The sequence below is a fragment of the Microbacterium sp. genome, from assembly GCF_029263575.1.
Taxonomy (GTDB): Bacteria; Actinomycetota; Actinomycetes; order Actinomycetales; family Microbacteriaceae; genus Microbacterium.
In genome coordinates this window covers 1-23,472 of the sequence record NZ_JAJUFV010000005.1, presented here as the reverse complement: position 1 = coordinate 23,472, position 23,472 = coordinate 1, and the positions used below count along the sequence as shown (strand labels likewise).

Below are 23,472 nucleotides of genomic sequence, written 5' to 3'. Positions count from 1 at the left end.
GAGCCGTTCTCTTACGCGAGCCCACGATCCGGATCGGCGTGAGGGAGAGTTCGCTGGGTCGATTGCCTTACGCGCAATCGCACGTCAGGCGCTGGCATCGTTCCGCCCGGCTGACCCGCAAGCACGTCCATGAGCAGTTCAACAGCGGATTGTGCGAGCCCGGGTAAGTTCAGATCGAGTGCGGTGATGGGCGGATCGGAGGCGGCGGCGCGGCGCCCGTCGTAGTTGGTGGCTACGAGAACGTCGTCCGGCACAGCGCGCCCGCGTTCCGTCAGCGCACGGATCGCGCCTACGGCGAATGCATCGAGCGGCGCGTAAACGGCATCGAGATCCGGGAACCGGTCCAGAGCGTCGAGGGTCGCTCGGCGGCCAGCATCTTCGCCCCCAGCGGTGGGCGCGGTGAACGTGACGACATCGTCCGCCGAACCTGTCGGCTGGCCCGCCAGGTACATCTCGACCGCCCGCGCTGTCGTGTGTCGCTCGCTACTCAGCAGCGCTCCGATACGGCGAGCACCTTGCGATCGAAGATGTTGTACGACGAGCGATGCGCCGCCGTCGTGGCGATCAACGACGCCGTCGACGATTCCCTTCCCCGGGTCGCCTACTGCGACGACGCGCACTCCGCGCTGCACCAGGTCTGTGCATATGCTGTCGTGTTCGAGAGGGTCGACGACGATCGCGCCGTCGATGTCGAGCGTGGCCAAGTGGTCGGGGTCCTCGACGGGGGGCACAAGGACGAGGGAGTATCCGTGGTCGATGCACGCATGTGCGATCGGCAGCGCCAGTTCGAGGAAGAAGTCCAGTCGTGCCGCCTCGCCGACGATCGACGGCGGTAGCGCAGTGACGAGTGCGATTGTGTGGGAACTCCCTCCTCGCAGTCTTTGGGCACGAACGCTGGGTCGATAGCCGAGATCAGCCGCGATAGCTTTTATGCGTTTGCGAGTTCGAGGGTCTACGCGTCCCTTGTCGCGGAGGGCGTGCGACACAGTTCCCTGGGCGACTCCCGCTGCAGCTGCGACGTCGGCGATCGTCACTCGCTTCGGGCGTTCAACCATACGCGTCTCCCTCATTCTCTGGCGTGCCCGAACGATCGAACTCTACACAAACGACGGATCGAGCGGGCTGCCTGCAAACTTTCGCGTTTAGGTTGCAGTTCCTCGAAACGTCCTCTACGTTGGTGCAAAATCGATTTTACACCGACAAGGCGATGGCGCATGTTTCTGATTGACACTGACCCGGGTCTGGACGATGCTCATGCCATCGCGATGGCCGCTCATCGAATCCCCGCAGACGAACTCGTGATTACGACGAGCTTCGGCAATGTAGACCTCGAGACCACGACCGAGAACGCCCGTTGGCTGCTCGGCACGATGTCACCGGATGCCCCGATCTACCGCGGATGCGCCGGACCGCTGCTCGGGGCTCGCGAAGCTGCGACGCACATCCACGGTGAGGACGGGTTGGGCGGCTGTCCGCGAGACGGTGGTCCGCTCAGCCCGGTCTCGGAGGGTCACGCGGCGGTGAAGATCGTGGAATTTGCGCGTGAATTCGGCAGTGACTTGACTATCGTGGCACTCGGACCGTTGACCAATCTCGCGGTGGCACGGCAACTGGAGCCTGACCTGGATTCTATGGTCGGTCGTGTCGTGGTCATGGGCGGCAGTCCGGCAGGCTTCGGCAACGCATCCGTCAACGCCGAGTTCAACTTCTTCGCAGACCCTGCCGCCGCCGAAATCGTCCTCGGTGCGTTCTCGAACCTCTCTCTGATCACGTGGGACGTGTGCCTGCAGAACCGTTTCAGTGAATCAGAGATGCGCGACTTCTGGCGGGGCGATTCGGCGACTTCCGCACAACTGCGACTGATCATGGAACACCGGCTGCGCACTGACTCCGACTATGCCGCGAGTGTGGACTACGGACGTGCGGACCCCCTTGCCATGGCTGTCGCGCTCGACCCCGATTGTGTGACGCGCGCCGAAACCCACCCGATCACTGTCGGCTATGACAACGGCGTCGCCCACGGTGCGTCGATCGTCGACTGGGCCGACACTCTGACCAGCAGAAGATCGATAACCCTTCCCCTCGAATTCGACCGGCCCGCTCTGCTTGATCTCATGACCGTCTGAAGACACCGCGGAATCTCCGCATCGACCACGCATCAACTTCAAAGGAGCAGTTATGAAAATCAATTCCTCTCTCACACGCTCGATCGCTGTGCTCGGCGCCGCAGCGGTCACGATCGGTCTCTCGTCGTGTGCAGCCGAGACCCCCGCCGGCAGCGACGAGCTGGTCGAGGCGTCGTTCCAGCTCGGCTGGCTGCCGAACGTCGAGTCGATGCCCATGCTCGTCGCTGACGAGAAGGGCTATTACGAAGAGGAAGGGGTCGATCTCACTATCGAGCCCGGTGGCCCCCAAGTCGTCGCCGATGCCCAGATCGTCAGCGGCAACGTGCTGATGGGGGCACTCACGAGCGAATCGCTCGCCAACGCCGTCGAGGCGGGTGCTCCGCTCGTCGCCGTCGGCGCCATCTATCAGACGTCTCCCTCGGCGGTGGTCGTTCTCGCAGACAGCGGCATCACCGAGCCGAAGGACCTCGAAGGCAAGCGCCTCGGTGTCTACGAGACCGATGCTCGCACCTACGGTCCGTTCTTCGCGCTGACCGGTGTGGACTACGACAAGGTCAACATGGTCACCGGTGCGACAGACCCGGCTTCGCTCGTCTCCGGTGAGGTCGACGCCATCACGGGCGCTGTCGCCAACCAGCCTGTCGCCATCCGTGCGCAGGGCATCGAGGTGAACGAGATCCGTCTCGGCGACTACGGCTTCAACCGCTGGAGCAACCTGCTGGTCGTGCGTGAGGATTCCCTTGAGGACGAGAGCAAGCGCGCGGCCATCGCCGGCATGCTCAAGGCTACCCAGCGCGGTCTCGCGGATGCCGTCGCCGATCCGGCCGGCGCCGCACAGGTCGTCGTCGACGTCTTCGGCGAGCAGCTCGGCCTCGAGCTGGAGAGTCAGACCGCCAGCGCCGAGGTCTGGGCTGAACTCGCCTCCGCGTCCACGCAGGAAGCCGGTCTGCTCGTGGTGACCGACGAGGGAGTCCAGTCGCAGCAGGACTTCTTCGACGCCATCGGCCTCGACGTCCAAGCGGCCGATCTCTTCGACGTCGACTTCAGCGTCGACACACTCGACGCGAACTGACGGAACGGAGACGGGACAATGGCTCCGAAGACCGGGCTCGCCACCGAGAACATCGACAAGACCTTCCAGGTGAAGGGTGGTGAGGTGAAGGCGCTGTCGGATGTGACACTCTCGACAGAGGTCGGATCGTTCGTGGCGCTCATCGGCCCCTCGGGATGCGGCAAGTCGACACTGCTGCGGATGTTCGCCGGACTCGATTCGCCCTCATCCGGCCAGATCAGCGTGCTGGGATCCACCCCTGCCGAGGTGCAGGCGCAACATCGCATCGGTGTGGCCTTCCAGGATTCCGCGCTCCTGCCGTGGCGCAGCGTTGAATCGAACATCGCCCTGCCGCTGCAGGTGGCGGGTCGTCGTGTCGATAAGAAGGCCATCGGCGACCTCATCGCCCTCACTGGGCTGAAGGGCTTCGAGAAGGCGCGACCGTCGCAGCTGTCCGGCGGCATGCGTCAGCGCGTCGCGATCGCGAGATCGCTCGTCCTGGAGCCTGAAGTGCTCCTGCTCGACGAGCCTTTCGGCGCGCTCGATGACATGACGCGTCAGCGGATGAACATCGAACTGCAGCGCATCTGGACGGAGCGTCCGACGACGACGCTTCTCGTGACCCACTCGCTCGATGAGGCGGTGTTCCTGAGCGACAAGGTGTTCGTCATGGCTGCGCGCCCCGGACGCATCGACACCGTCGTCGACATCGATATCGAGCGCCCCCGTCTGCCCGCTGTGCAGCAGAGCCCGCAGTTCCACGCACTAGCCGGCGAGTTGTCTAACCGGTTGTTCGCGATCAAGTCCGCTGAGCAGACCGTGGCCGACGCATCATGAGCACGACCGCCACACGCACCGTCGAGGCGCAGCCGTCGCCGAAGAAGGGGATGAGTCTGCTGAAGAGCGTGCGCACACCGGCGCTCGTCGCAGTCATCGTCGTCGCTGCCTGGACGGCAGTCGCGTTCGCGTTCGAAGGTCGATACGTGCTGCCGTACCCCCGGACGCTCGTCCAGCAGGTCATCACGGATTGGGGGCTGCTCTGGGCCAATGCTGCCGTGAGCCTCGATATCGCGGTGAAGGGGTTCGTCGTCGGGGTGCTGGTGATTCTGCCCCTTGCAGTGCTCTGCATCGCGATCCCCTCGATCGAGGCAATCGTGATCAAGGTGGCGATCGTCGTTCACGTCATCCCGTTCATCGCCATCGCACCGGTGCTGGTCGTTTCGCTCAAGGGCGAGGCCTTCGGCATCACCATCACAGCGTTGCAGGTGTATTTCGCGCTGCTCATCGGCATCCTCCTGGGGCTGCGTTCGGCCGATAAGTCAGCGATGGACGTCGTGACGGCCAGTGGTGGCGGCACCTGGAGCAGACTTCGCTACGTCCGCTTCGCATCGGCCGCCCCCAGCCTTGTCGCAGGGCTTCAGATCGCGGTTCCCGCGGCGCTGCTGGGTTCGCTCATCAGTGAGTTCTTCGGTGCGTCCGAGGGCCTCGGCGCGATCCTGGTGAACGCTCAGGAGCAGCTGCTCATCGACCGCACGTGGGCCATCGCCGTGTTCATCGGACTGCTCGCATCGGCGGGCTACGGGGCCATCACGCTCATCGCACGTGTGGCGATGCCGTGGGCCGGTCGTGGGGCGTCGGTCGGCACGACCGTCGCGGGCACCGAGGCGCAGAACCTCAGTCACACGCAGGCGATCCTCGGCTCCCTCGTGTCGGCCGTCGTGCTGCTCGGATTCTGGCAGATGCTGCGCACGGTGTTCCAGCTGGACGCGTACTTCACCAAGTCGCCGTGGGAGATCGTGCAGTTCCTCTTCGAGAGCAACCCTGTGACGGGTGCCCCCGCGTCGGTTTTCTGGGGACAGTTCGGAACCGCGCTCGTCGAGACAGCGATCGATGCCAGCGTCGGATTCGTCGTCGGCACGCTCATCGCCGTCATCGCGGCGGTCATCATGGTGGCGTTCGAGGGGCTCGGCAGAGCGGTGATGCCTCTGGCGATCATGCTCCGTTCGGTTCCGCTGATCGCGCTCACGCCGGTGATCGTCCTCGTCTTCGGCCGCGACCTGCTCGGTGTGACTGTCGTGGTGACACTGGTGGTCTTCTTCCCCACGCTCGTCACCGTGATGATGGGACTGCGAGCCACTCCCGAGGGAGCGATCGACGTCATCCGCGCGTCGGGCGGGTCCGCCGTCTCCGCTGCTCGGCGTGTGCGCATTCTCTACGCGATCCCGTCGATCACGGCATCCACTCGCATCGCCATTCCCGCAGCTATCACGGGCGCGACTCTGGCTGAGTGGCTGGCAACGGGCAAGGGTCTCGGCAACCTGCTGATCATGGCTGCGGTCAACGCCGACTACTTCACCCTGTGGGCAGCGGGTGTGGTGCTGGTCGTCATCGTGCTGGTGGTCTACGGCCTCATCGGCTGGATCGACCGCATGGTGCTCCGGCGGCTCGGCATGGCCGACTAAGCAGATTTCTTCTTCGATGACACAAGCACAAGGGACGCTCATGACACCTCAGACAGCAGAGACCATCATCCAGAACGCGTACGTCGTCACCTTCGACGGCGCAGGCCGCATCATCGCCGACGGCGCCATCGTCATCAACGGGGGCGAGATCGTCGCCATCGGCGATACATCCGACATCACCCGCGAGTGGACGACCGACAACCGGGTGTTCGCCGGCGGGAAGATCGCCATTCCGGGCCTGATCGATGCGCACATGCACTCGGCCCAGACCATGATGCGTGGGCTCATAACCTCACTGGCTCAGGTGGGCAATCTGCGGGTGCCGACATGGCGCGAGTATTATGTGCCGTTCGAGGCCGCGCTCCGCGCGGAAGACGTCGAGCTCTCGGGAGAGCTGGCCTACACCTCGATGCTCCGTAGCGGCACCACGACCTTCTTCGAGGCCGGTGGACCTCATCCCGAGCGCATGGCGGCGGCGGCGCTGTCGACCGGCATCCGCGGCTCTGTCTCGCTTTCGACGATGGACGGTGGCTCGCGGATTCCGGATTCGATGCTGATGACCCGGGATGAAGCGGTGGAGGCGAACGTCCGCGTCGTCGAGAGCCTCGCCTCCGGCCCGGGGGCGTCGCCGCGAGTCACCGGCGGGATGTCCCTGCGGCAGATCATCACCTGTTCTCCGGGGCTGGTCGTCGACATTCATCGTGAGGCCCGCAAGCGCAACGTGAAGGTTCACACGCACTTGGTGGAGGGCACGTATGAGATCGATCATTCTCTGGAGCAGTTCGGACTCCGACCCGTCGACTACCTCATCGACCTTGGCGTGTTCGATGAGACGCTGCACTGTGCGCACTCGGTGTTCTTGAACGACGCCGACATCGGGCAGTTCGCCTCTCGCGGAACGAGTGCGTGCCACTGCGCCAAGGGAAACTACGCGATCGGGCATCCGCCCGCGCTTGAGATGTGGCGCCGAGGAGTCTCCATCGGCTTGGGAACCGATGGCGTGGGCTCTTTCGGCACGTTGGACATGTTCCGCGTTGCGATGTTGACTCGCATCGGTCAGCAGCTCGTGCACGGAACTCCCGTGCATAACCGCAACGATGTCCGGGCGGCCGAGCCGCTGCAGATGGCGGTCAACGGCGGTGCCAGGGCGATGGGCCTGGAGAAGCAGATCGGCAGCCTTGAGGTGGGCAAGCGCGCTGACATCGTGCTGGTCGCGACCGACAGCGCGGATGCCGCGGGCTACAGCACGGCAGAGGCGTTCCTGTATGACTGCGCCAATGGCAGTGATGTGCACACTGTCATCGTGGACGGCGAAGTGGTGGTCTCTGACCGCGAGGTTCTCACCGCCGACGTCGAGACGATCGCGCGCCGAGCCGCCGAGCGTCAGAAGGAACTCACCGCGGTGATCGCCTGATCTGAAGAATCTCATCGAGATGGAGACGGAACCAATGCTCAAAGTTTATCTGGCTGGGCCGGAAGTCTTTCTTCCCGGCGGCCGTGAGCTGATTGATCGTAAGAGGGAAGCGCTCGCTGAGTTCGGTTTCGCGCCGACGCGTCGGCACGCTGATTTCATGGAACGCGATGAGAAAGATCCACGGGCGTTCGGCGAGGAGATTAGCCGGCTCAACGAAGAGCTGATGGACGATGCCGATCTTTGCATCGCCAACCTCACCCCCTTCCGCGGTATCAGTGCTGATGTCGGGACGGTGTTCGAGCTCGGCTACATGATCGCGCAGGGAAAGCCTGCCTACGGCTTCACCAACGACCCGCGTGATTACAGCGTCCGGGCGACCGACTATTTTGGTTCGGCCACTATCGAATCGGGCCGGTTGGTGTCACCCGACGGTGAGATGATCGAACAGCACGGCATGGCCGACAATCTGATGATCGACGGAGGAATCTCTCACCGGGGCTGGTCATTGCAGCGTGCGCAGACCACGCCCGAGACGATGTGGACAGACCTCAGCGCGTTTCGACGAGTCCTAACTATCGCGCGCGATCAGCTTCACAATAGGGAGCACCATGACGACGCACAGTGACGACCTCACAGATCACAGCGGTGCTGGCGTGGTCGTGGTGGGAAGCATCACCGCCGACGTCACGACGTTCTCACAGCGACTGCCGGCGCGTGGAGAGACCGTTCTCGGTGACGACCTCACGCTGGTGCTCGGCGGAAAAGGCGCCAATCAGGCCGTGGCTTCATCTCTCGCGGGCGCGCGCACGTACTTGATCGGATGCGTCGGCACTGATCCGTTCCGGGACCTCGTCGTGTCTGCGTTGGATGGGTACGGCGTTGATATCTCTCACGTTCGTGAATTCGAGGGAGCCACAGGGGTGGCGCATATCCGTGTTGATGCATCTGGCGAGAACGACATCGTGATGGTGCCGCTCGCCAACAGTCGACTCGACGCCCAGCACGTTGATGAAGCGTTCTCGGTGCTGTCGTCACAGGTATCCGTTCTGCTCACACAGCTGGAGGTTCCGTCGGAAACCGCATACAGCGCGGTTTCGGCTGGCAAGGCAGCCGGGATGACTGTGGTGCTCGACCCAGCACCGGTGGTCGAACTCGATCCGCAGATTTGGCGATCGATCGATATCGTGACGCCGAACGAGACAGAAGCTTCGCTGTTGACGGGGATTCCGGTCACCGACCTCGACAGTGCTATCCGGGCCGGGCAGTGGTTCTGTGCACGTGGGACGAACAACGCTCTCATCACAATGGCCTCTACCGGTGCTGTGCTGGTCAACGCGCAAGGAGCCACACAGTTTGAGCCGTTCGCTGTGCAGAGCGTCGATACCACGGCGGCCGGCGACGCCTTTGCCGGGTACCTGGCTGCGGGACTGGCGGAAGGCTTCGAGCTTTCGGACGCGATCACGCGTGGCATGGCTGCGGGCGCGTTGGCCGTCACGAAACGGGGAGCCTCGCCCAGTCTGCCGCAGCGGGCGAGCGTCGATGCGCTGGTCGCACACGCAGACAGCGACCTGAGCTGAATCGGCGGGCGCCGGTGGACGGGCACACCTCCGGATTGCGCGTGCTCCCCTGAGGGCGACGGTCTCGGCGTGCTCGACACTGCCCGAGTACCAGACGAGTTCGGCCTCGGTGATGCGGCAAACAGGCGGTTCGGCCAGGTCGCGGTGTACGGTGCGCGCGAGAGCAGCCCAGTCATCGGGTGCCAGAGTTTTGCCGTAGACGACAGAGAGGTGGAAGGCAGAGGCGGACGCCGGACGCGACACCGGCGCGCGAGCGGATGCTACGTGGCAGCCAGCACCGCCTTGGCTGACGTGCTACGCCTCAGCGTCACCACGAGTGTGGTCGCGACCAACGACAGCACCGCCCACACGATCAGTCCGGCGATCGCGCCGCCGCTCGCGGCGATGAGCCCGGTGAACGCCGGGGCGGTTGGCAGCGCCGCACCGATCGACGCGAGCCATCCGGGCACCGTCGAGATGAGCCCGGTGGCGACCGCGACGACGCCGATGAGGGCGCTGACCCAGCGGCCGATGCCGCCGAGCAGTGCGACGAGCGCCTGATTCACGGCGGCGAAGGCGACTCCGGCGACGACGGCGGTACCGGCGAAGGCCCACCACGTCGCGGCGTCGTACGAGGCCACGAACTGCACGATCAGCGCCACCAGCACGCCCTGCGCGGCACCGATGGCCGCGGCGGGGACGAAAGCGCGCAGCGCCAGGGCGGCAGATGAACGACGCGAGGTCAGCGTGCGCTCGGGGTGGGAGCGCATGACGAGGAATGAGGCGAGTCCGCCGAACCACAGCACAACGGCGGCGAGCAGCGGAATCGCGGTCGGGCCGAAGATCGTGTTCGCCGCGGTGCCGCTCGTCACCGGATCGGCGACGACCGAGGCGATGGAACTCGACTCCTGGTCGTCGAACGACGGCAGCGACTCGGTCGCTGTCGTGAGACCGTCGGCGAGGTCGTTCGTTCCGGTGGCCAGCTCGTCCATGCCGTCCGCGAGCTCGGTTGCACCGTCGGCGAGTGAGGTGGCGCCGGTGCTCAGCGAGATCGCCCCGTTGCCGAGCTCTGAGGCCCCGGATGCCGACTGGTCGACGCCGTCAGCGAGCTGGGTGAGCCCGGCGGCGAGGGCCTGCGCGCCGTTTCCTGCCTCGCGCAGTTGGGACGCCAGAGCACTCGGCAGGGCGCCCACGCCCGTCGAGATGTTGGCGGCGTAGCCGTTGGCCGTTCCGGCGGAGACTGCCGCTACTCCGGCGGCTTCGGCGTTGCCACCGATTGCGGCTGCATCCGTTCCGACGGCCTGTGCGGTTGACGCAAGGCGAGCGCAGAATTCCGCGCCCGCGCCGGTTTCGTAGCATTCGGCTGCGAGGTCACCGAGTGTGGCGGCATTGCCGCCGAGGGACTGCGCATTCGCGCCGAGGTTCTGCGCCAGCGCGGCTGTCTGGTCGGCTGCCGTCTTCGCGTAGCCTGCACCTGTCGACGCGGCGCCGGCGAGCTGATTCAGATCACTGTCCGGGGCTTCGAGCGTAGCCGCGCCGTCGGTGAGCCCCGTGCCGAGATCGCTCGCACCCGTGGCGACATCGCGTGTGTTGGTTGCGATCGTACCGAGTCCGGTGGCGAGCTCGCCCGCGCCGGATCCGAGCTGCGTGGCGCCGTCGGCCAGCTGTGCCGCGCCGTCGGGCAGCTCAGCGGCGCCGTCGGCAGCGGTGCGCGCACCGTCAGCGAGCTCGTGCGCTCCCGTTGCTGCTTCGCCGATCTGATCGCCGATCGTGGTGAAGCCGACCAGGATGTTCTCGGTGGTCGCCTCAGACAGCATCGTGCCCATGGTCGAGGTCGCCACGGTCGCGATCTGACCGGTGATGAGGTCGTCGGCGATGAGGCCGTCGTCGGGGGTGGTGACTTCGATCGTCGCCTTCTCGGGTGTTCCGCCGCCGTCCGAGATCGCCTGGCCCGACGAGGTCGCCGCAGCCGAGAATTCCTCGGGAATCGTGATGACCGCCTGGTACCGACCTTCGGCGAGGCCGTCGGCGGCGTCGTCCTCATTCGAGATCACCCACGTGAGGTTGGAGTCGAGCTCGTCCGAGCCCTCCACGAGACCCGAGGCGAGCTGGCGGCCCAGCGGCGTGTACTGGTCGTCGATCGTGACGGGTTCATCAAGGTTCACGATGGCCGCGGTCATCGAGTCCAGCCGCTCGGTCGGGTTCTGCAGGGCTGCGACGAGCACGCCGCCGACCAGGGCCGGAAGCAGCAGGACGCCGAGGAGCGTCAGCCAGGTGATGGGCCGCCGAGAGCGAGCCCGTTCGATGGAGAGGGTCATGCGTTCACCTCAGTCGTGTCGGAGTGCGTGGCGCGCGCTGTGTCAGCGGCGAGATCGAGGATTTCGGCGTCGGGCCACGCTGCCTCGGCCAGGATCGCCTGCGCCAGGTGGGGATCGGAGGCCGTGGCGAACACGGCGAGCGTGCGAGAGGATGCGGCATCCTGCAGCATCGCCGTCGCCTGATCGCGCTGGCCACCGGTGAAGCGGTCGATGCCGTCGATCACGACGAGCTCGGAGTGCCCGCGCAGAGCCTCTTGCAGATCGCCGAGTGCGGCGTCGGCGTCGGTCACGAGCACGCAACCGACGTGGCGACGCACCCACGCGGCTCGCCCGGGAAGCAGATGCCCGATGACGCGCAGGTTTCCGGCATCCGACGTCAGGCGCCCGGCGACCGCCAGAGCGAGCACGCGATGCGCGCGGGAGTCGTCACCGGTCGCGATCAGCGCCGAGCCGCCGGCGACGCGCAGCGAGACGCCGTCGAGAACCGGGGCATCCGCCGTGAGCACGAGATCGTCGGCGGCCACGACCGAGTCATCTCCTGGCCACGCCTCGAGATCACGCTCGCGTTCGACGGCCTCGCCTTCGATGTCGACCGAGGGCAGGATCTTCTCCAGCCACCGGGGGATCTCCCAGGCGCGCTCGCCGAGGATCGCCATGAGCGCGGGGATGAGCGTCATGCGCACGAGGAACGCGTCGATCGCGATACCAGCGGCCAAGCCCAGTGCGATCGGCTTGAGCGAGGAATCTCCCTCGGGCACGAATGCGACGAACACGGCGAACATGATCAGACCCGCCGCCGTGACGACCTTGGCCGAACCCGTGAAGCCGGAGCGAACCGCCTCTTGGGCGAGCCTGCGGCGCTCCGGCCGCGTCGGTTCGATGCCGGGAGCTTTCGACTGACGCAGGGCACGGAGCGCGTGCACGTAGTCTTCACGCATGCGCGAGACGAGGAAGACCTGGTAGTCCATCGCCAGGCCGAACAGCACGCCCATGAGGATGATCGGCATGAAGCTGATGATCGGGCCGACCTTCGCCACGTGCAGAGCTTCGGCGAGCCAGCCCCACTCGAACACCGCCGCGACGATGCCGAACCCGGCGATGATCGACAGCAGATATCCCAGCGCCGCAGTGATCGGCACCCAGAGCGACCGGAACACGATCGTCAGCAGAATGAGTGACAGGCCGATCACGAAGACTCCGAACGGCAGCAACGCCCCGCCCAGCTGGTCGGAGATATCGATGGCGACGGCGGTGAAGCCGGTGATCTTCACATCGATGCCGAATTCGTCGAGCCATTCCCCGTGGTGCGAGCGAAGCTCGCGGACGAGGTCGCTGGTGGCGGGGTCATCCGGCGCCGTCTCGGGAATAACCTGCACGATGCCGGTGTCGGCTGTCTCGTTGGGGGTGGCCAGGGCGACCTCTTTGACCCCGTCGATCTCGGCGACGGCATCACCGAGGTCTTCCATCAGTACCAGCGGATCGGTCGACGTCACGATCGTGCCGGTCAGGATGAGGGGGCCGTTGAACCCGGCGCCGAACTCCTCAGCGACCAGGTCGTAGCTCTGGCGCGCCTCGTTGTCTTTCGGGAGCACTCCCGCGTTCGGCAGCGCCAGGTTGAGGCTGAGGGCCGGAATGGCGACGACGCCGAGCCCGATCACGACGGCGATGGAGGTGAGAATCGGATGCTTGGTCACACCGCCGACCCAGCGTGAGCTGAACCCGCGGCGCGGGCTCGCGCCCTTCTTCGGCTGCTTGCGCTTCTTGGGACGGCCGACGACGCGTCCCTTGACGAAGCCGAGAACGGCGGGGGTGAGCGTCACGGCGATGGCCACCGCGATGGCGACGGCGACCGAGGCTGCAATACCCATCGTGGTGAGAAACGGGATGCCGGCGAAGCTGAGGCCGATCAGGGCGATGAGCACGGTGATGCCGGCGAAGACGACGGCCGAACCGGCCGTTCCGACGGCTCGGGCGGCTGACTCCTCGGGGTCGACACCGTCGCGCACCTGATCTTGGTGGCGAGCCATGATGAACAGCGCGTAGTCGATGCCGACGGCGAGGCCGAGCATGAGGGCAAGCAGGGGAGTCGTCGAGGAAACCGTGGCGAATGCCGTGGCTGCGAAGATGCCGGCCATCGAGATGCCGACTCCGAGCACGGCGGTCAGCAGCGGAAGACCTGCGACCACGAACGAGCGGAACGTCACGACCAGCACGAGAAGAGCGATGATGAGCCCGATCGCCTCAGTGATCGTCACGCCGGGAATGGAGATGGCGAACAGGTCGCCGCCGAGCTTCAGCTGTGAGCCCTCCGGCAGCTCTTCGCGCAGATCATCGACCATGGCGGTGAGCTCGTCCTTGGTCTCGTCGGAGACACCGGTGCTCTGCCCGTCGAACTGCAATTGCACGATGGCGGCGGATGCGCCGTCATTGACCATTCCCTCGACCATCTCGTCGTACGGCGAGGTGACAGCGAGCACACCCTCGAGGTCTTCGATCTCGCCGACGGAATCCTCGATCGACTCACGGTAGTCGTCGTCGGTGACCCGGGAGCCGTCCTCGGCGACCACGATGAACTGTGCATTCGTGCCGCTGACCTGGGGGAACGAACGGGAGAGCTGCTCGAGGCCGTCTTGCGACTCGGTGCCGGGAATCGAGAACGAGTCATCCGTGCCGCTGCTCAGCACGAGCGCTCCGCCGCCGGCGACGCCCAGCACGAGCAGCCAGGCGACGAGCACGCGCCACGGGTGCGCGAATGACCAGCGTCCGAGCGACGACAGGAGTGTGGACACAGACTTCCTCCGAGTGCGGCTGGGGATTTGGATACAGAGATGTATCCGATACGCACGTGTATCCTACGAGGAAAACGGTAGGCGAAACTGTGTGCTGGGTGTGAAGTGCGGCCCTTCGCTCGTTGAGCCTGTCGAAGGGGCGAAGAGCTCACCGGACCGGCAGAATAGGGACACTATGACGACTCCTGTGACGAGGCGACGCGAGAACACGCGGGCGCGCCTGCTGGATGCGGCGGCCGAGATCTTCGCCGAGATCGGCCTGGAGGGCGCTAGTGTCGAGGCGATCTGCGAACGTGCTGGTTTCACGCGCGGGGCGTTCTATTCGAACTTCGACTCCAAAGACGAGCTGTTCCTGCAGTTGTCTGCCGCCGTCGCCGAGCGGCGCCTGGCGACCGTGGGGGCGCGTATCGCCGAGTTCGTCGAGACCGGCGTGCTCACCGACGCTGCAGACCCGATCGACCTCGTTCAGCGCGTGATGGAATCCGGGGAAGACGATCGTCTCAGCGTGCTGCTGATGAGCGAGATCCGCATCCGGGCTCTACGCGACGTCGAGTTCGGTGTGGCCTATGTCGCGCAGGAAGAGGCCCTTATGGCCAGCATCGAAGGCATCATCCAGGGCATCGTCGACTCTGGGCTGTTCGCGCTTCGTGTGGATGTGGCCGTTGCCGCACAGATGCTGATCATGCAGTGGGAAGGGTGCATGGGGCGTGGCGTCATCGCGGGCCTCGACGGTGAAGAGCTGCATCGAACCGGGGCGGAGGCTCTCGCCCAGATCGTCGAGCTGATCATCGCCCCCGCCGGCGCCTGAGCGGTTGTTGCGCGAAGCGCGCTTCTCAGCCAGCGGACGCTGCAAGCACGGCGTGACAGCGAGCAAGGCGCTCGAGCCACCATTCGCGTCGATCAGCGGATGCTGCGCGCTTGTCGAGTCGGTCGGCATGCGGGACCACACGGCCGACGGGAATCGTGCCGTCAGCCGGTGAGAGATCGGCGAGGTCCTGGGCGAACAGCGCGCTTGTGCCCAGGCCGCAGTCATAGTCGAGCTGGGGGAGCGCGGCGGCCAGAGCGGCGCCCTGGCTGAGGCCGATGGCGGTGTCGAGGGCGCTGGATACGATGGCAGGCAACCCGGCCTCGGCGACGATGTCGAGAGCGCGAGCGATGCCGCCGAGCGGCTGGGCCTTGATGACGACGAGGTCGGCGGCGCCCGCGCGTGCGACGGCGAGCGGGTCGGATGCCCTGCGCACGCTCTCATCGGCGGCGATCGGAATGCCCATGTGCTTCACGCGCGTGCGCAACTCGGCGAGTTCTTCGATGCTCGCGCACGGCTGCTCGGCGTACTCGAGGTCGAACTCGGCGAGGGCGTGCAATGCTCGCTCGGCCTCATCGACGTTCCAGGCGGCGTTGGCGTCGACGCGGATGCGTCCTTCCGGCCCGAGTTCCTCACGTGCCGCACGGACGCGGGCCACGTCATCCGCCAGCTGGCGGCCCGGCGCTGCGACCTTCACCTTGGCGGTGCGGCATCCGGGAAACTGCGCGAGAACGCTCGCCACGTGACTCGCTTCGACGGCCGGGACCGTTGCGTTGACCCGAATCCGGTCGCGTCGTGCGGCTGGTCGCGGGTTCCAGGCGAAGTCGATCGCCGCTGCGAGCCAGACGGATGCCTCGGCATCCGCATATTCGGTGAAGGGCGAGAACTCGGCCCACCCTTCGGGGCCCTCGAACAGCACCGCCTCGCGCACCGTGACTCCGCGAAACCGCGTCGTCATCGGCAGTGCGACGACGCGGGCGGTGGCGAGCAGATCTTCCAGCGCGGGGAGCATGCTCCCATCATGCCCCCTTCCCGGCCGAGCTTCCGGGGCGGCCCGGGTTTCGAGGACACCTGTCGGCTCAGATCACGGATGTCTGCTCGTATCGAGGTTTTCGACCGACATCTGTGATCTGAACAGACAAGTGTCCGACGCGACCTGCCGTGCACCAATGTGTCGTTGACAATAGTGTGTGACACACAGTAGTGTTGCGGACATGGATGAGGTATTCGACACACACCTGCAGGAGCTGCGGCGCGGCACCGTCGTGCTCGCGTGTCTGCAACTGCTGCGGACACCCGGTTACGGCTATGGCCTGCTCGAAGATCTCCAGCGTCACGGCTTCGCCACCGATGCGAACACGCTGTACCCGCTGCTTCGTCGACTCGAGAAGCAGGAGTACCTCACGAGCGAGTGGAACACCGACGAGGCCCGGCCGCGCAAGTTCTATCGCACCTCCGAGGCCGGTACTCGCCTCGCCGACACCCTCACGACCGAGTGGCTCGCGCTCACCGAAGCGATCGCCACCCTCACGACCACGCCTGAACAGGAGAGCTGATCATGACTGCCGTACTCACCGAGCGCTACATCGGCGCCGTCACGAAATCTCTCGACCCGTCGGCGCAAGACGACGTGCGCGTCGAGCTCGAAGCATCCATCGCCGACGCCATCGAAGCGCGCACCGACCAGGGCGAGGATCAGGCGGATGCCGAGCGCACCGTGCTGACAGAGCTCGGTGACCCCGCGATCCTCGCGGCCGGCTACGCCGACCGCCCGCTGCACCTCATCGGGCCGAAGTACTTCCTCACGTGGTGGCGACTGCTGAAGCTGCTGCTGTGGATCGTTCCGGTCACGGTGGCGGCCGTGGTGGCGGTGGGCTTGGTGATCTCGGACGCTCCGGTGGGCGAGATCATCGGCCAGACGATCGCCATCACCCTCTCGGTCATCGTGCACCTGTGCTTCTGGACGACGCTGGTGTTCTTCGTGCTCGAACGCACCGGCGCCGACACCGGAGTGAGATGGTCGGTCGACTCGCTGCCCGAGGTGCGCGAAGACGGTGCGAGCCGCAGCGATCTCATCGCCTCGGTGGTGTTCCTCGCGATCGCCGTCGGCGCTCTGCTGTGGGATCGCTTCGTCGGATTCGTCTTCGTGGCCACCGGAGAGGTCGATGTCACCGAGGGCCTGGGCGGGCAGACGACAGCGCTGCCGATCCTTGCCCCCGGGCTGTGGCCGTGGTGGATCACGGCCGCGCTGATTCTCATCGCGCTCGAGGCGGCACTGGCAGTCGCGGTCTATGCCGGCCGGGGGTGGCGACCGAGTCTCGCTGTCTTGAACACCGTGCTCGCCGTCGTGTTCGCCGCTGGCGCGGTTTACCTGCTGGTCACCGGTCAGCTGATCAACCCCGAATTCCTTGCCTTCATCGTCGACGCCGGCGGAGACGGGTTCGCCGCGGGCGATGCGGAAGCGGCAGGTGAGGGCGGCATCTTCCGCATCCTCGCGGTGCTCACCGGTGCGTTCATCGTCGGCATCGCCGTCTGGGACACCGTCGACGGGTGGCTGAAGACGCGGCGCGCGCAGCTGGCGGCATAGGCTGTGAGCATGGTTTCCGAACTCTTCGATCCCGCGGAATGGGTGCTCGCACCGGGTGCTGAAAACTACACAGACATCACTGCGCACGTCACGCATGACGGTGGTGTCGCGCGCATCGCGTTCGACCGGCCAGAGGTGCGCAACGCGTTCCGCCCGCACACGGTGGACGAGCTGTACCGGGCGCTCGACATCGCTCGGCAAGATCCGAAGATCGGCGCCGTGCTGCTCACTGGAAACGGGCCCAGTGCAAAAGACGGCGGGTGGGCGTTCTGCTCAGGCGGTGACCAGCGGATTCGCGGCCGGGACGGGTACAAGTATGCTTCGACCGCTGATCCTGTCGAACCGTCAGCAACCGAAGGCCCAGCGGCCTCTGCCGCGTTGGGTCGCTTGCACATCCTCGAGGTGCAGCGGCTGATTCGCTTCATGCCGAAGGTCGTCATCGCGGTGATCCCGGGTTGGGCCGCTGGCGGCGGGCACTCGCTGCACATCGTGTGCGATCTCAGTGTCGCCAGTGCCGAGCACGGGCGTTTCAAGCAGACGGATGCCGATGTCGGCAGTTTCGACGCTGGATACGGTTCGGCGTACATGGCCCGCCAGACGGGCCAGAAGATCGCCCGCGAGGTGTTCTTCCTGGCTGAGGAATACTCCGCACAGCGCGCCTACGAGATGGGAAGCGTGAACCGGGTCGTGCCGCACACGGAGCTTGAACGCGAGGCGTTGCGCATGGCGCGCACGGTGCTGACGAAGTCGCCCACGGCAATCCGCATGCTGAAGTTCGCCTTCAATGCCGTCGACGACGGGATGGTCGGGCAGCAGGTGTTCGCCGGTGAGGCGACGCGTCTCGCGTACGGCACCGACGAGGCCGTCGAGGGCAGAGATTCGTTCCTTGAGAAGCGCGATCCCGACTGGTCGTCATTCCCCTGGCACTTCTGAGGACGCTGCCATGACTTTCGAATCGCGGAAATTTCTGCAATACGGGGGCGGGAGGAGCAAATTGCGCGATTCGTGCGGGGGGGTAGACATCGACGCGGTGCGGGCGGCCCTCGACGGCGACACCGTGCTCGGGCTGGGAATGCTGGGAGGCGGGCAGACGGATGCCGTACCCGAGGGGACGGCCGCTGTCATCGCGACGTCGGGGTCGAGTGGCATCCCGAAGCGGGTCGTGCTCAGCTGTGAGGCGCTGCGAGCCAGCGCCGAGGCCACTGCTGAGCGCATCGGCAGCGGTCGGTGGCTGCTGGCCCTGCCCGCGGGCTACGTGGCGGGGCTTCAGGTTCTCGTCCGCTCCATCGTCGCCGGCACCGAGCCGGTCGTGCTGGCGAACGGATTCTCCACGCGCGCATTCACTGAGGCGACGCTGTCGATGCTGCGTCCGATGTCAGGGTCGGGCGAGATCGAGCGGCTGTTCACATCGGTTGTGCCGGCCCAGCTCGCGACGCTCATCGATGCTGCAGACGACGCGTCCGTGCGTGCGGCGCTTCAGGCTTATTCGGCGATTCTGGTCGGCGGTCAGGCGCTGCCCGAACCTCTCCGTGAGGCCGCGGCCGCGCTCGGCGTGCGGCTCGTGCGCACTTATGGTTCATCAGAGACGAGCGGTGGATGCGTGTACGACGGTGTTCCGCTGGAAAACGTCGCCGTGCGTGCTGTCGACGGTGAGCTGTGGATCGCCGGCCCCATGCTCGCCGACGGATACCTCGGCGACACGCAGCTCACCGAGCGCATATTCGTGCGCGATGAGCACGGCGTCCGCTGGTATCGCACCGGCGACCTCGGCATCGTCGACGACGACGGCGTCGTGCGCGTGCACGGCAGAGCCGACAACGTGATCGTCTCGGGCGGCATCAACGTTTCCCTCGACCGGGTCGAACGGATCGTCCGTTCGATCCCCGGTCTCACCGCTGCCGTCGTCGTGGGTGTCGAGGACGCGCGCTGGGGCGAAGCATCCGTCATCGTCGCTCCGCGCGGGGAGAGCCTTCGACGCAGCGAAGCCGACCAGCTCGAGAGCGCACGCGAGGCCGTCGCGACCGAGCTCGGAAAGCCCGCACGTCCCGCGCGACTGATCATCGTCGACGAGCTCGCCACCCTGACCTCCGGCAAGCCCGACCGCGAAGCGATCCGCCGCAGCGTCGCGCAGCTGCGCTGAAGGAACCCACATCGAATACATCGCCAGGCGGATGCTCCGGCACGAGCGTTCGCGTAGCGTGAGAGGGTGATCCGACCGCTGTCTCGCACCGCGATCGTGCTCGATATCGTCGGCGCGGTCGTGCTGTTCGCCGTGTTCGCACCGCTGTCGCTGATGGTCTATGCGCCGGGCAGCCTGAGCTTCTTGGTCTCGGAGCCCGTCGGGATCATCGCCGTGCTCGCCGCTGCCGTGCTTCAGTGCGGCGCGGTCGCCATCGCTCGGCTTTCGCCGGGCATCGCGCTCGCCGTGGCCTGGGCCGGTGCGCTGGTGCAGATGTCGGCCGGGCTCACACCGTTGCCGATCAACGTTGCGATCCTGGGCGTGCTGTACGCCACGGCCGCGTGGGGCTCGCGACGCGTGATGGTGGCCGGGCTCGTGTCTGCGGGAATCGGCGCCGTGGTCGCGAGCGCTTACATCACCTACGCGAACATCACCCAGGTGACTGATCCGCTTCAATCCTTCGGGGTTCTCGCGCTGCTGGTGGTCTCATCGGTCCTGGCGTTGGGATCCGCCTGGCTGTGCGGCTTTCTCTGGCGCCTGGTGCTGCGCTCGCGGCGCATCCGACAGGCGCAGCAGCGGGCAGAGCAGCAGGCCATCGAAGAGCAGGAGCGCGTGCGCATCGCCCGTGACATGCATGATGTGGTCGCCCACTCGCTGGCCGTGGTGATCGCGCAGGCAGATGGTGCGCGCTACGCCGCCGCCGCCGACCCGGACGCCGCGACCACCGCCCTCACGACCATCTCGCAGACCGCACGCGGTGCGCTCTCTGACGTGCGGATGCTGCTCACGCAGCTGCGCCACCGCCAGGGCGATGGCCCGCAGCCGACACTCGCCGACCTCGAGGCGCTGTTCGCACAGGTGCGCCAGGCCGGCATCGAGCCGCGCGTCACTGTCGACCCGATGCCACCGGGCGAGCCGCCGACAGCCACGCAGCTCGCGGTCTACCGCATCCTGCAGGAGGCATTGACGAACGTCATCCGTCACGGATCCGGGAGCGCCGTCGATGTGAGCCTCGCGTGGCGGGCCGATCATGTCGCCATCCGCATTGCCAACGCCGTCGGCGCGGCCGGTGGAAACACGGGCGGCGGCCACGGCATCATGGGTATGCACGAGCGAGCGCAGCTGGCCGGGGGCACCCTGACGGCACGGCGCGAAGGAGACGCCTTCGTCGTGGCCGCGACGCTGCCCATCGGCGCCGGGCAACTCTCCGCTGACACGATCCAAGGGACGAGATCATGATCCGTGTGGTGCTCGTCGATGACCAGGCACTATTTCGCGCCGGCATCCGCATGCTCGTCGACTCGCAGCCCGATCTCGAGATCGTCGGTGAGGCCGGCGATGGGCAGGAAGGACTCGCCGTCATCGCCCAGACGAAGCCCGATGTCGTCTTGATGGACATCCGGATGCCGGTCATGGACGGCATCACAGCGACCGGGCGTCTGCTCACTCAACCGGACGCGCCGAAGGTCGTCATGCTCACCACCTTCGACCTCGATGAGGCTGCCGCACGCGCGATCCGGGAGGGCGCGAGCGGATTCCTGTTGAAAGACGCCGATCCGGAGTTTCTGCTCGCCGCGATCCGCACGGTGTACGCCGGATCGAGCGTGATCGCGGCGTCCGCCACCCGCGAGCTGTTCGCGCGCTTCACCGAACAGACCCAACCGGTGCCCGATGCCTTCGCATCGCTGACCGACCGCGAGCAGGAGATCTTCGCACTCGCCGCGCGCGGCCTCTCGAACTCTGAGATCGCTGCCCGTGAGTACCTCAGCGAGGCGACCGTGAAGACGCACATCAGCCGCATTCTGTCGAAGCTGTCGCTGCGCGACCGCGTTCAGCTGGTGGTCTTCGCTTTCGAGCACGACCTGGCCTGACGCGCCGGCCAGCCGCGCCCCGCCCCGCCCCGCCCCGCGGCATGAGACGGCATTGTGCGGACGAGACCGCGCGGAATCCGGCGCAGCTCGTCCGCACAATGCAGTCTCGCGGGCCGGAGGATCATCCTGCGGATGTACGTGGATGCTACGCGCGGGCGATGTGGCGAGGCATCCGTTGTTCATACCGTCATAGGTATGGAAATCACCACCAGCGATCTGGGGCTCGCAGCGCGAGTGCAGCATCTGACGAAATCGTACGGTTCAGGCGATGCTGCCGTACACGCTCTCGACGACATCAGCGTCGGCATCCGTCGCGGACAATTCACCGCGATCATGGGGCCGTCCGGGTCGGGTAAGTCCACACTCATGCACATCATGGCTGGCCTCGACGCGCCGACCACCGGGCGCGCCTGGATCGGCGACACGGAGATCACGGGCCTCGACGACCTGGACCTGACGATTCTGCGCCGCCGGCGCGTGGGCTTCATCTTCCAGTCGTTCAACCTCGTGCCCACGCTGGACGCGCTCGGCAACATCATGCTGCCGTTCGAACTGGACGGGCGCCGGCCGAGCGCGATCGAACGGGCACGAATCAACGGTCTCATCGAGCGGCTCGGCCTCGCTGCGCGGCTCGATCATCGTCCGCACCAGCTCTCGGGCGGCCAGCAGCAGCGCGTGGCGATCGCGCGAGCCCTCGCCACCGCCCCCGACCTGGTCTTCGCCGATGAGCCGACGGGGAACCTCGACTCTCGCTCTGGCCGGGAGGTGCTGCAACTGCTCTCCGACGCCAGCCGTGAGCACGGCCAGTCGATCGCCATGGTCACCCACGACGCTATCGCCGCCAGCCATGCCGACCGGGTTCTCTACCTGGGGGACGGACGCATCGTCGCCGACCACCCCGGTCAGAGCGCTGAGCAGATCGCCGCATACATGCTCGCAGCGGAGGTGTCGGCATGAGCGCCGTCGCGACACTCGTACCCGAGACGACTGCCACCGGGCCGCGGCTCACGTGGCTGCGGGAGCGGGGGATGGGCGCGAGCATTCTCGTGGCGATCCTGTCCTCGGCGTTCGGTGTGGTGCTCGTCGAAGCGACCGGATACATCGGCGTCATGCTGCAGTCGGACCCGTACATCGGCGACAGTGGAATGCTGGCGGCCGTCGTCTCCATCCTCACGGTGCTGCTGGTGGGCGTGGCGCTGTATGTCGCGGCGATCGTCACGGCGAACACTTTCTCGACCATCATCGCCGGGCGCACCCGGCGCATCGCTCTCGTGCGACTCATCGGCGCGAGCGCGCGCTCGCAGCGTGTCGAGGTCGCCCGGCAGGGACTCATCGTGGGCATCATCGGCGCGGCCGGGGGAATCGTCGTGGGGCTGCTCATCACCGTCACCGGCGTGCTCATCGCCGAGCGGATACTGGGGCCGGTGGAGTCGTTCACGCTCCTGCAGCCGTCGATCCTGCTGCCGGCGGCAGGCGTCGCGCTGACCACGTGGATCGCGGCCTGGGTGGGCTCGCGCCGCGTGCTGACGGTGACGCCGCTTCAAGCGCTCGCCGGATCGGTCGAGCGTTCGCAGGATGAGGTGTCATCCCGGCCTGCGCGCCATGTCGGCGCTCTGCTGCTGGTGATCATCGGCATCGGACTTCTCGTGTTCGGAGTGTTCATCGGACTTGTCAGTCCGCTCGGTGTGATCGTGTCGTTCTTCGGCGGGCTGCTGTCGTTCACCGGAATCTCGCTGGCGGCCGTGCGGGTGATGCCGCCGTTGCTGCGGCTGGTCGGACGAGCATTCGGGCGCTCAGCGACCGCGCGCATGGCAGCTGAGAACGCGCTGCGATACCCGGAGCGTTCGAGTCGGATGGCGATCGGCGTCGTGATGGGCGTGACGCTCGTGACGATGTTCGCGGTCGCTCTCGAATCCGTGAAGGTGCTGTTGACGAAGGCTGCCGGCGGCGAGCTCGACTCGCAGTTCTCGATCATCATGGACAGCTTCGCCGCCGTCATGATGGTGCTCGTCGGCGTCTCAGCCGTCATCGCCGCGGTGGGGCTGGTGAACCTGCTCACGATCGGGGTCGTTCAGCGTAAACGCGAGCTGGGCCTCTTGCGCGCCATCGGGCTGTCGAACCGGCAGGTGCGCGGCATGATCATGCTCGAGGCGCTGCACATCACCGTCACCGCGACCGTCACCGGTCTGGTGCTCGGCGTGCTGTACGGATGGATCGCCGCGCAGTCGCTGCTGGGAGCGGTGCATATGCCGCCAAATTTCAATCAGACGGCCGGGCTCATCGCCCCGGCCGTGCCGTGGGTGCCCGTGGTGGT

At 66.3% G+C, this 23,472-nt stretch carries 20 protein-coding genes; 16 read left to right on the top strand and 4 right to left on the bottom strand.

The features are described from left to right. Positions 1-11: 11 nt before the first annotated feature. Entirely contained in the window at positions 12-1,055 is a 1,044-nt protein-coding gene (locus Q1J95_RS00995; RefSeq protein ID WP_300265253.1) for a substrate-binding domain-containing protein, read from the bottom strand. A 159-nt stretch (positions 1,056-1,214) separates the two neighbouring features. Between Q1J95_RS00995 and Q1J95_RS00990 the strand changes: the two genes are divergently transcribed. From Q1J95_RS00990 to Q1J95_RS00960, 7 genes are read left to right on the top strand one after another with little or no spacing between them, the layout of a single operon-like run. After that, entirely contained in the window at positions 1,215-2,126 is a 912-nt protein-coding gene (locus Q1J95_RS00990) for a nucleoside hydrolase (protein ID WP_300265250.1), read from the top strand. 52 nt (positions 2,127-2,178) lie between these two features. Then, positions 2,179-3,198: an ABC transporter substrate-binding protein gene (locus Q1J95_RS00985; protein ID WP_300265247.1), complete on the top strand. Its 1,020-nt coding sequence runs from the start codon at positions 2,179-2,181 to the stop codon at positions 3,196-3,198. 18 nt (positions 3,199-3,216) lie between these two features. Continuing rightward, the gene (locus Q1J95_RS00980; protein ID WP_300265244.1) at positions 3,217-4,014 is read left to right on the top strand and encodes an ABC transporter ATP-binding protein; all 798 of its coding nucleotides are present in this window, start codon (positions 3,217-3,219) and stop codon (positions 4,012-4,014) included. Beyond that, positions 4,011-5,639 (top strand): ABC transporter permease, encoded by a 1,629-nt coding sequence (locus Q1J95_RS00975; protein WP_300265242.1) that lies wholly within the window; start codon positions 4,011-4,013, stop codon positions 5,637-5,639. The genes Q1J95_RS00980 and Q1J95_RS00975 overlap by 4 nt, the downstream gene beginning before the upstream one ends. A 40-nt stretch (positions 5,640-5,679) precedes the next feature. Further along, positions 5,680-7,053, top strand: coding sequence for an amidohydrolase family protein (locus Q1J95_RS00970; RefSeq protein WP_300265239.1), 1,374 nt, complete (start codon positions 5,680-5,682; stop codon positions 7,051-7,053). A gap of 19 nt (positions 7,054-7,072) precedes the next feature. Next, complete coding sequence (locus Q1J95_RS00965) at positions 7,073-7,678, top strand: nucleoside 2-deoxyribosyltransferase (RefSeq protein ID WP_366945534.1); 606 nt, start codon at positions 7,073-7,075, stop codon at positions 7,676-7,678. Next, complete coding sequence (locus Q1J95_RS00960) at positions 7,662-8,630, top strand: ribokinase (protein WP_300265236.1); 969 nt, start codon at positions 7,662-7,664, stop codon at positions 8,628-8,630. Before Q1J95_RS00965 ends, Q1J95_RS00960 begins: the two co-directional genes overlap by 17 nt. A gap of 260 nt (positions 8,631-8,890) precedes the next feature. Here the strand turns inward: Q1J95_RS00960 and Q1J95_RS00955 are convergent, their stop codons facing one another. Continuing rightward, the gene (locus tag Q1J95_RS00955; RefSeq protein WP_300265233.1) at positions 8,891-10,927 is read right to left on the bottom strand and encodes a YhgE/Pip family protein; all 2,037 of its coding nucleotides are present in this window, start codon (positions 10,925-10,927) and stop codon (positions 8,891-8,893) included. Beyond that, complete coding sequence (locus Q1J95_RS00950; RefSeq protein ID WP_300265231.1) at positions 10,924-13,716, bottom strand: efflux RND transporter permease subunit; 2,793 nt, start codon at positions 13,714-13,716, stop codon at positions 10,924-10,926. The genes Q1J95_RS00955 and Q1J95_RS00950 overlap by 4 nt, the downstream gene beginning before the upstream one ends. A 175-nt stretch (positions 13,717-13,891) precedes the next feature. Here Q1J95_RS00950 and Q1J95_RS00945 point away from each other — a divergent pair, with 175 nt between their 5' ends. Next, positions 13,892-14,524: a TetR/AcrR family transcriptional regulator gene (locus Q1J95_RS00945; protein WP_300265228.1), complete on the top strand. Its 633-nt coding sequence runs from the start codon at positions 13,892-13,894 to the stop codon at positions 14,522-14,524. A gap of 25 nt (positions 14,525-14,549) precedes the next feature. Here the strand turns inward: Q1J95_RS00945 and Q1J95_RS00940 are convergent, their stop codons facing one another. Beyond that, positions 14,550-15,533 carry an o-succinylbenzoate synthase gene (locus tag Q1J95_RS00940; RefSeq protein WP_300265225.1) on the bottom strand — a complete coding sequence of 328 codons (984 nt, stop codon included), beginning with the start codon at positions 15,531-15,533 and terminating at the stop codon, positions 14,550-14,552. A gap of 202 nt (positions 15,534-15,735) precedes the next feature. Here Q1J95_RS00940 and Q1J95_RS00935 point away from each other — a divergent pair, with 202 nt between their 5' ends. The 8 genes from Q1J95_RS00935 to Q1J95_RS00900 form a co-directional block, all read left to right on the top strand. Beyond that, positions 15,736-16,077, top strand: coding sequence for a PadR family transcriptional regulator (locus Q1J95_RS00935; protein ID WP_300265222.1), 342 nt, complete (start codon positions 15,736-15,738; stop codon positions 16,075-16,077). Between the two features lie 2 nt (positions 16,078-16,079). Further along, on the top strand, positions 16,080-17,108 hold the full coding sequence (locus Q1J95_RS00930) for a permease prefix domain 1-containing protein (RefSeq protein WP_300265219.1): 1,029 nt from the start codon (positions 16,080-16,082) through the stop codon (positions 17,106-17,108). A 9-nt stretch (positions 17,109-17,117) separates the two neighbouring features. Further along, positions 17,118-18,041, top strand: coding sequence for a 1,4-dihydroxy-2-naphthoyl-CoA synthase (locus Q1J95_RS00925; RefSeq protein ID WP_300265216.1), 924 nt, complete (start codon positions 17,118-17,120; stop codon positions 18,039-18,041). A 61-nt stretch (positions 18,042-18,102) separates the two neighbouring features. Continuing rightward, on the top strand, positions 18,103-19,248 hold the full coding sequence (locus Q1J95_RS00920) for an AMP-binding protein (RefSeq protein ID WP_300265213.1): 1,146 nt from the start codon (positions 18,103-18,105) through the stop codon (positions 19,246-19,248). Between the two features lie 66 nt (positions 19,249-19,314). Then, a complete protein-coding gene (locus tag Q1J95_RS00915) occupies positions 19,315-20,526 on the top strand; it encodes a histidine kinase (RefSeq protein ID WP_300265210.1) in 1,212 nt (403 codons plus the stop codon). Next, entirely contained in the window at positions 20,523-21,158 is a 636-nt protein-coding gene (locus Q1J95_RS00910) for a response regulator transcription factor (RefSeq protein ID WP_300265207.1), read from the top strand. The genes Q1J95_RS00915 and Q1J95_RS00910 overlap by 4 nt, the downstream gene beginning before the upstream one ends. Positions 21,159-21,353: 195 nt before the next feature. Beyond that, the gene (locus tag Q1J95_RS00905) at positions 21,354-22,115 is read left to right on the top strand and encodes an ABC transporter ATP-binding protein (RefSeq protein ID WP_300265204.1); all 762 of its coding nucleotides are present in this window, start codon (positions 21,354-21,356) and stop codon (positions 22,113-22,115) included. Then, on the top strand, positions 22,112-23,472 hold a 1,361-nt coding region (locus Q1J95_RS00900), incomplete at its 3' end, for an ABC transporter permease (RefSeq protein WP_300265201.1). The genes Q1J95_RS00905 and Q1J95_RS00900, both read left to right, overlap by 4 nt.

Coding starts and splice junctions, on each gene's coding strand:
- Q1J95_RS00905 (WP_300265204.1), top strand. CDS start 21,354: ATGGAAATCACCACCAGCGATCTGGGGCTCGCAGCGCGAGTGCAGCAT.
- Q1J95_RS00925 (WP_300265216.1), top strand. CDS start 17,118: ATGGTTTCCGAACTCTTCGATCCCGCGGAATGGGTGCTCGCACCGGGT.
- Q1J95_RS00955 (WP_300265233.1), bottom strand. CDS start 10,927: ATGACCCTCTCCATCGAACGGGCTCGCTCTCGGCGGCCCATCACCTGG.
- Q1J95_RS00980 (WP_300265244.1), top strand. CDS start 3,217: ATGGCTCCGAAGACCGGGCTCGCCACCGAGAACATCGACAAGACCTTC.
- Q1J95_RS00995 (WP_300265253.1), bottom strand. CDS start 1,055: ATGGTTGAACGCCCGAAGCGAGTGACGATCGCCGACGTCGCAGCTGCA.
- Q1J95_RS00960 (WP_300265236.1), top strand. CDS start 7,662: ATGACGACGCACAGTGACGACCTCACAGATCACAGCGGTGCTGGCGTG.
- Q1J95_RS00940 (WP_300265225.1), bottom strand. CDS start 15,533: ATGCTCCCCGCGCTGGAAGATCTGCTCGCCACCGCCCGCGTCGTCGCA.
- Q1J95_RS00910 (WP_300265207.1), top strand. CDS start 20,523: ATGATCCGTGTGGTGCTCGTCGATGACCAGGCACTATTTCGCGCCGGC.
- Q1J95_RS00970 (WP_300265239.1), top strand. CDS start 5,680: ATGACACCTCAGACAGCAGAGACCATCATCCAGAACGCGTACGTCGTC.
- Q1J95_RS00985 (WP_300265247.1), top strand. CDS start 2,179: ATGAAAATCAATTCCTCTCTCACACGCTCGATCGCTGTGCTCGGCGCC.
- Q1J95_RS00990 (WP_300265250.1), top strand. CDS start 1,215: ATGTTTCTGATTGACACTGACCCGGGTCTGGACGATGCTCATGCCATC.
- Q1J95_RS00975 (WP_300265242.1), top strand. CDS start 4,011: ATGAGCACGACCGCCACACGCACCGTCGAGGCGCAGCCGTCGCCGAAG.
- Q1J95_RS00945 (WP_300265228.1), top strand. CDS start 13,892: ATGACGACTCCTGTGACGAGGCGACGCGAGAACACGCGGGCGCGCCTG.
- Q1J95_RS00930 (WP_300265219.1), top strand. CDS start 16,080: ATGACTGCCGTACTCACCGAGCGCTACATCGGCGCCGTCACGAAATCT.
- Q1J95_RS00935 (WP_300265222.1), top strand. CDS start 15,736: ATGGATGAGGTATTCGACACACACCTGCAGGAGCTGCGGCGCGGCACC.
- Q1J95_RS00965 (WP_366945534.1), top strand. CDS start 7,073: ATGGAGACGGAACCAATGCTCAAAGTTTATCTGGCTGGGCCGGAAGTC.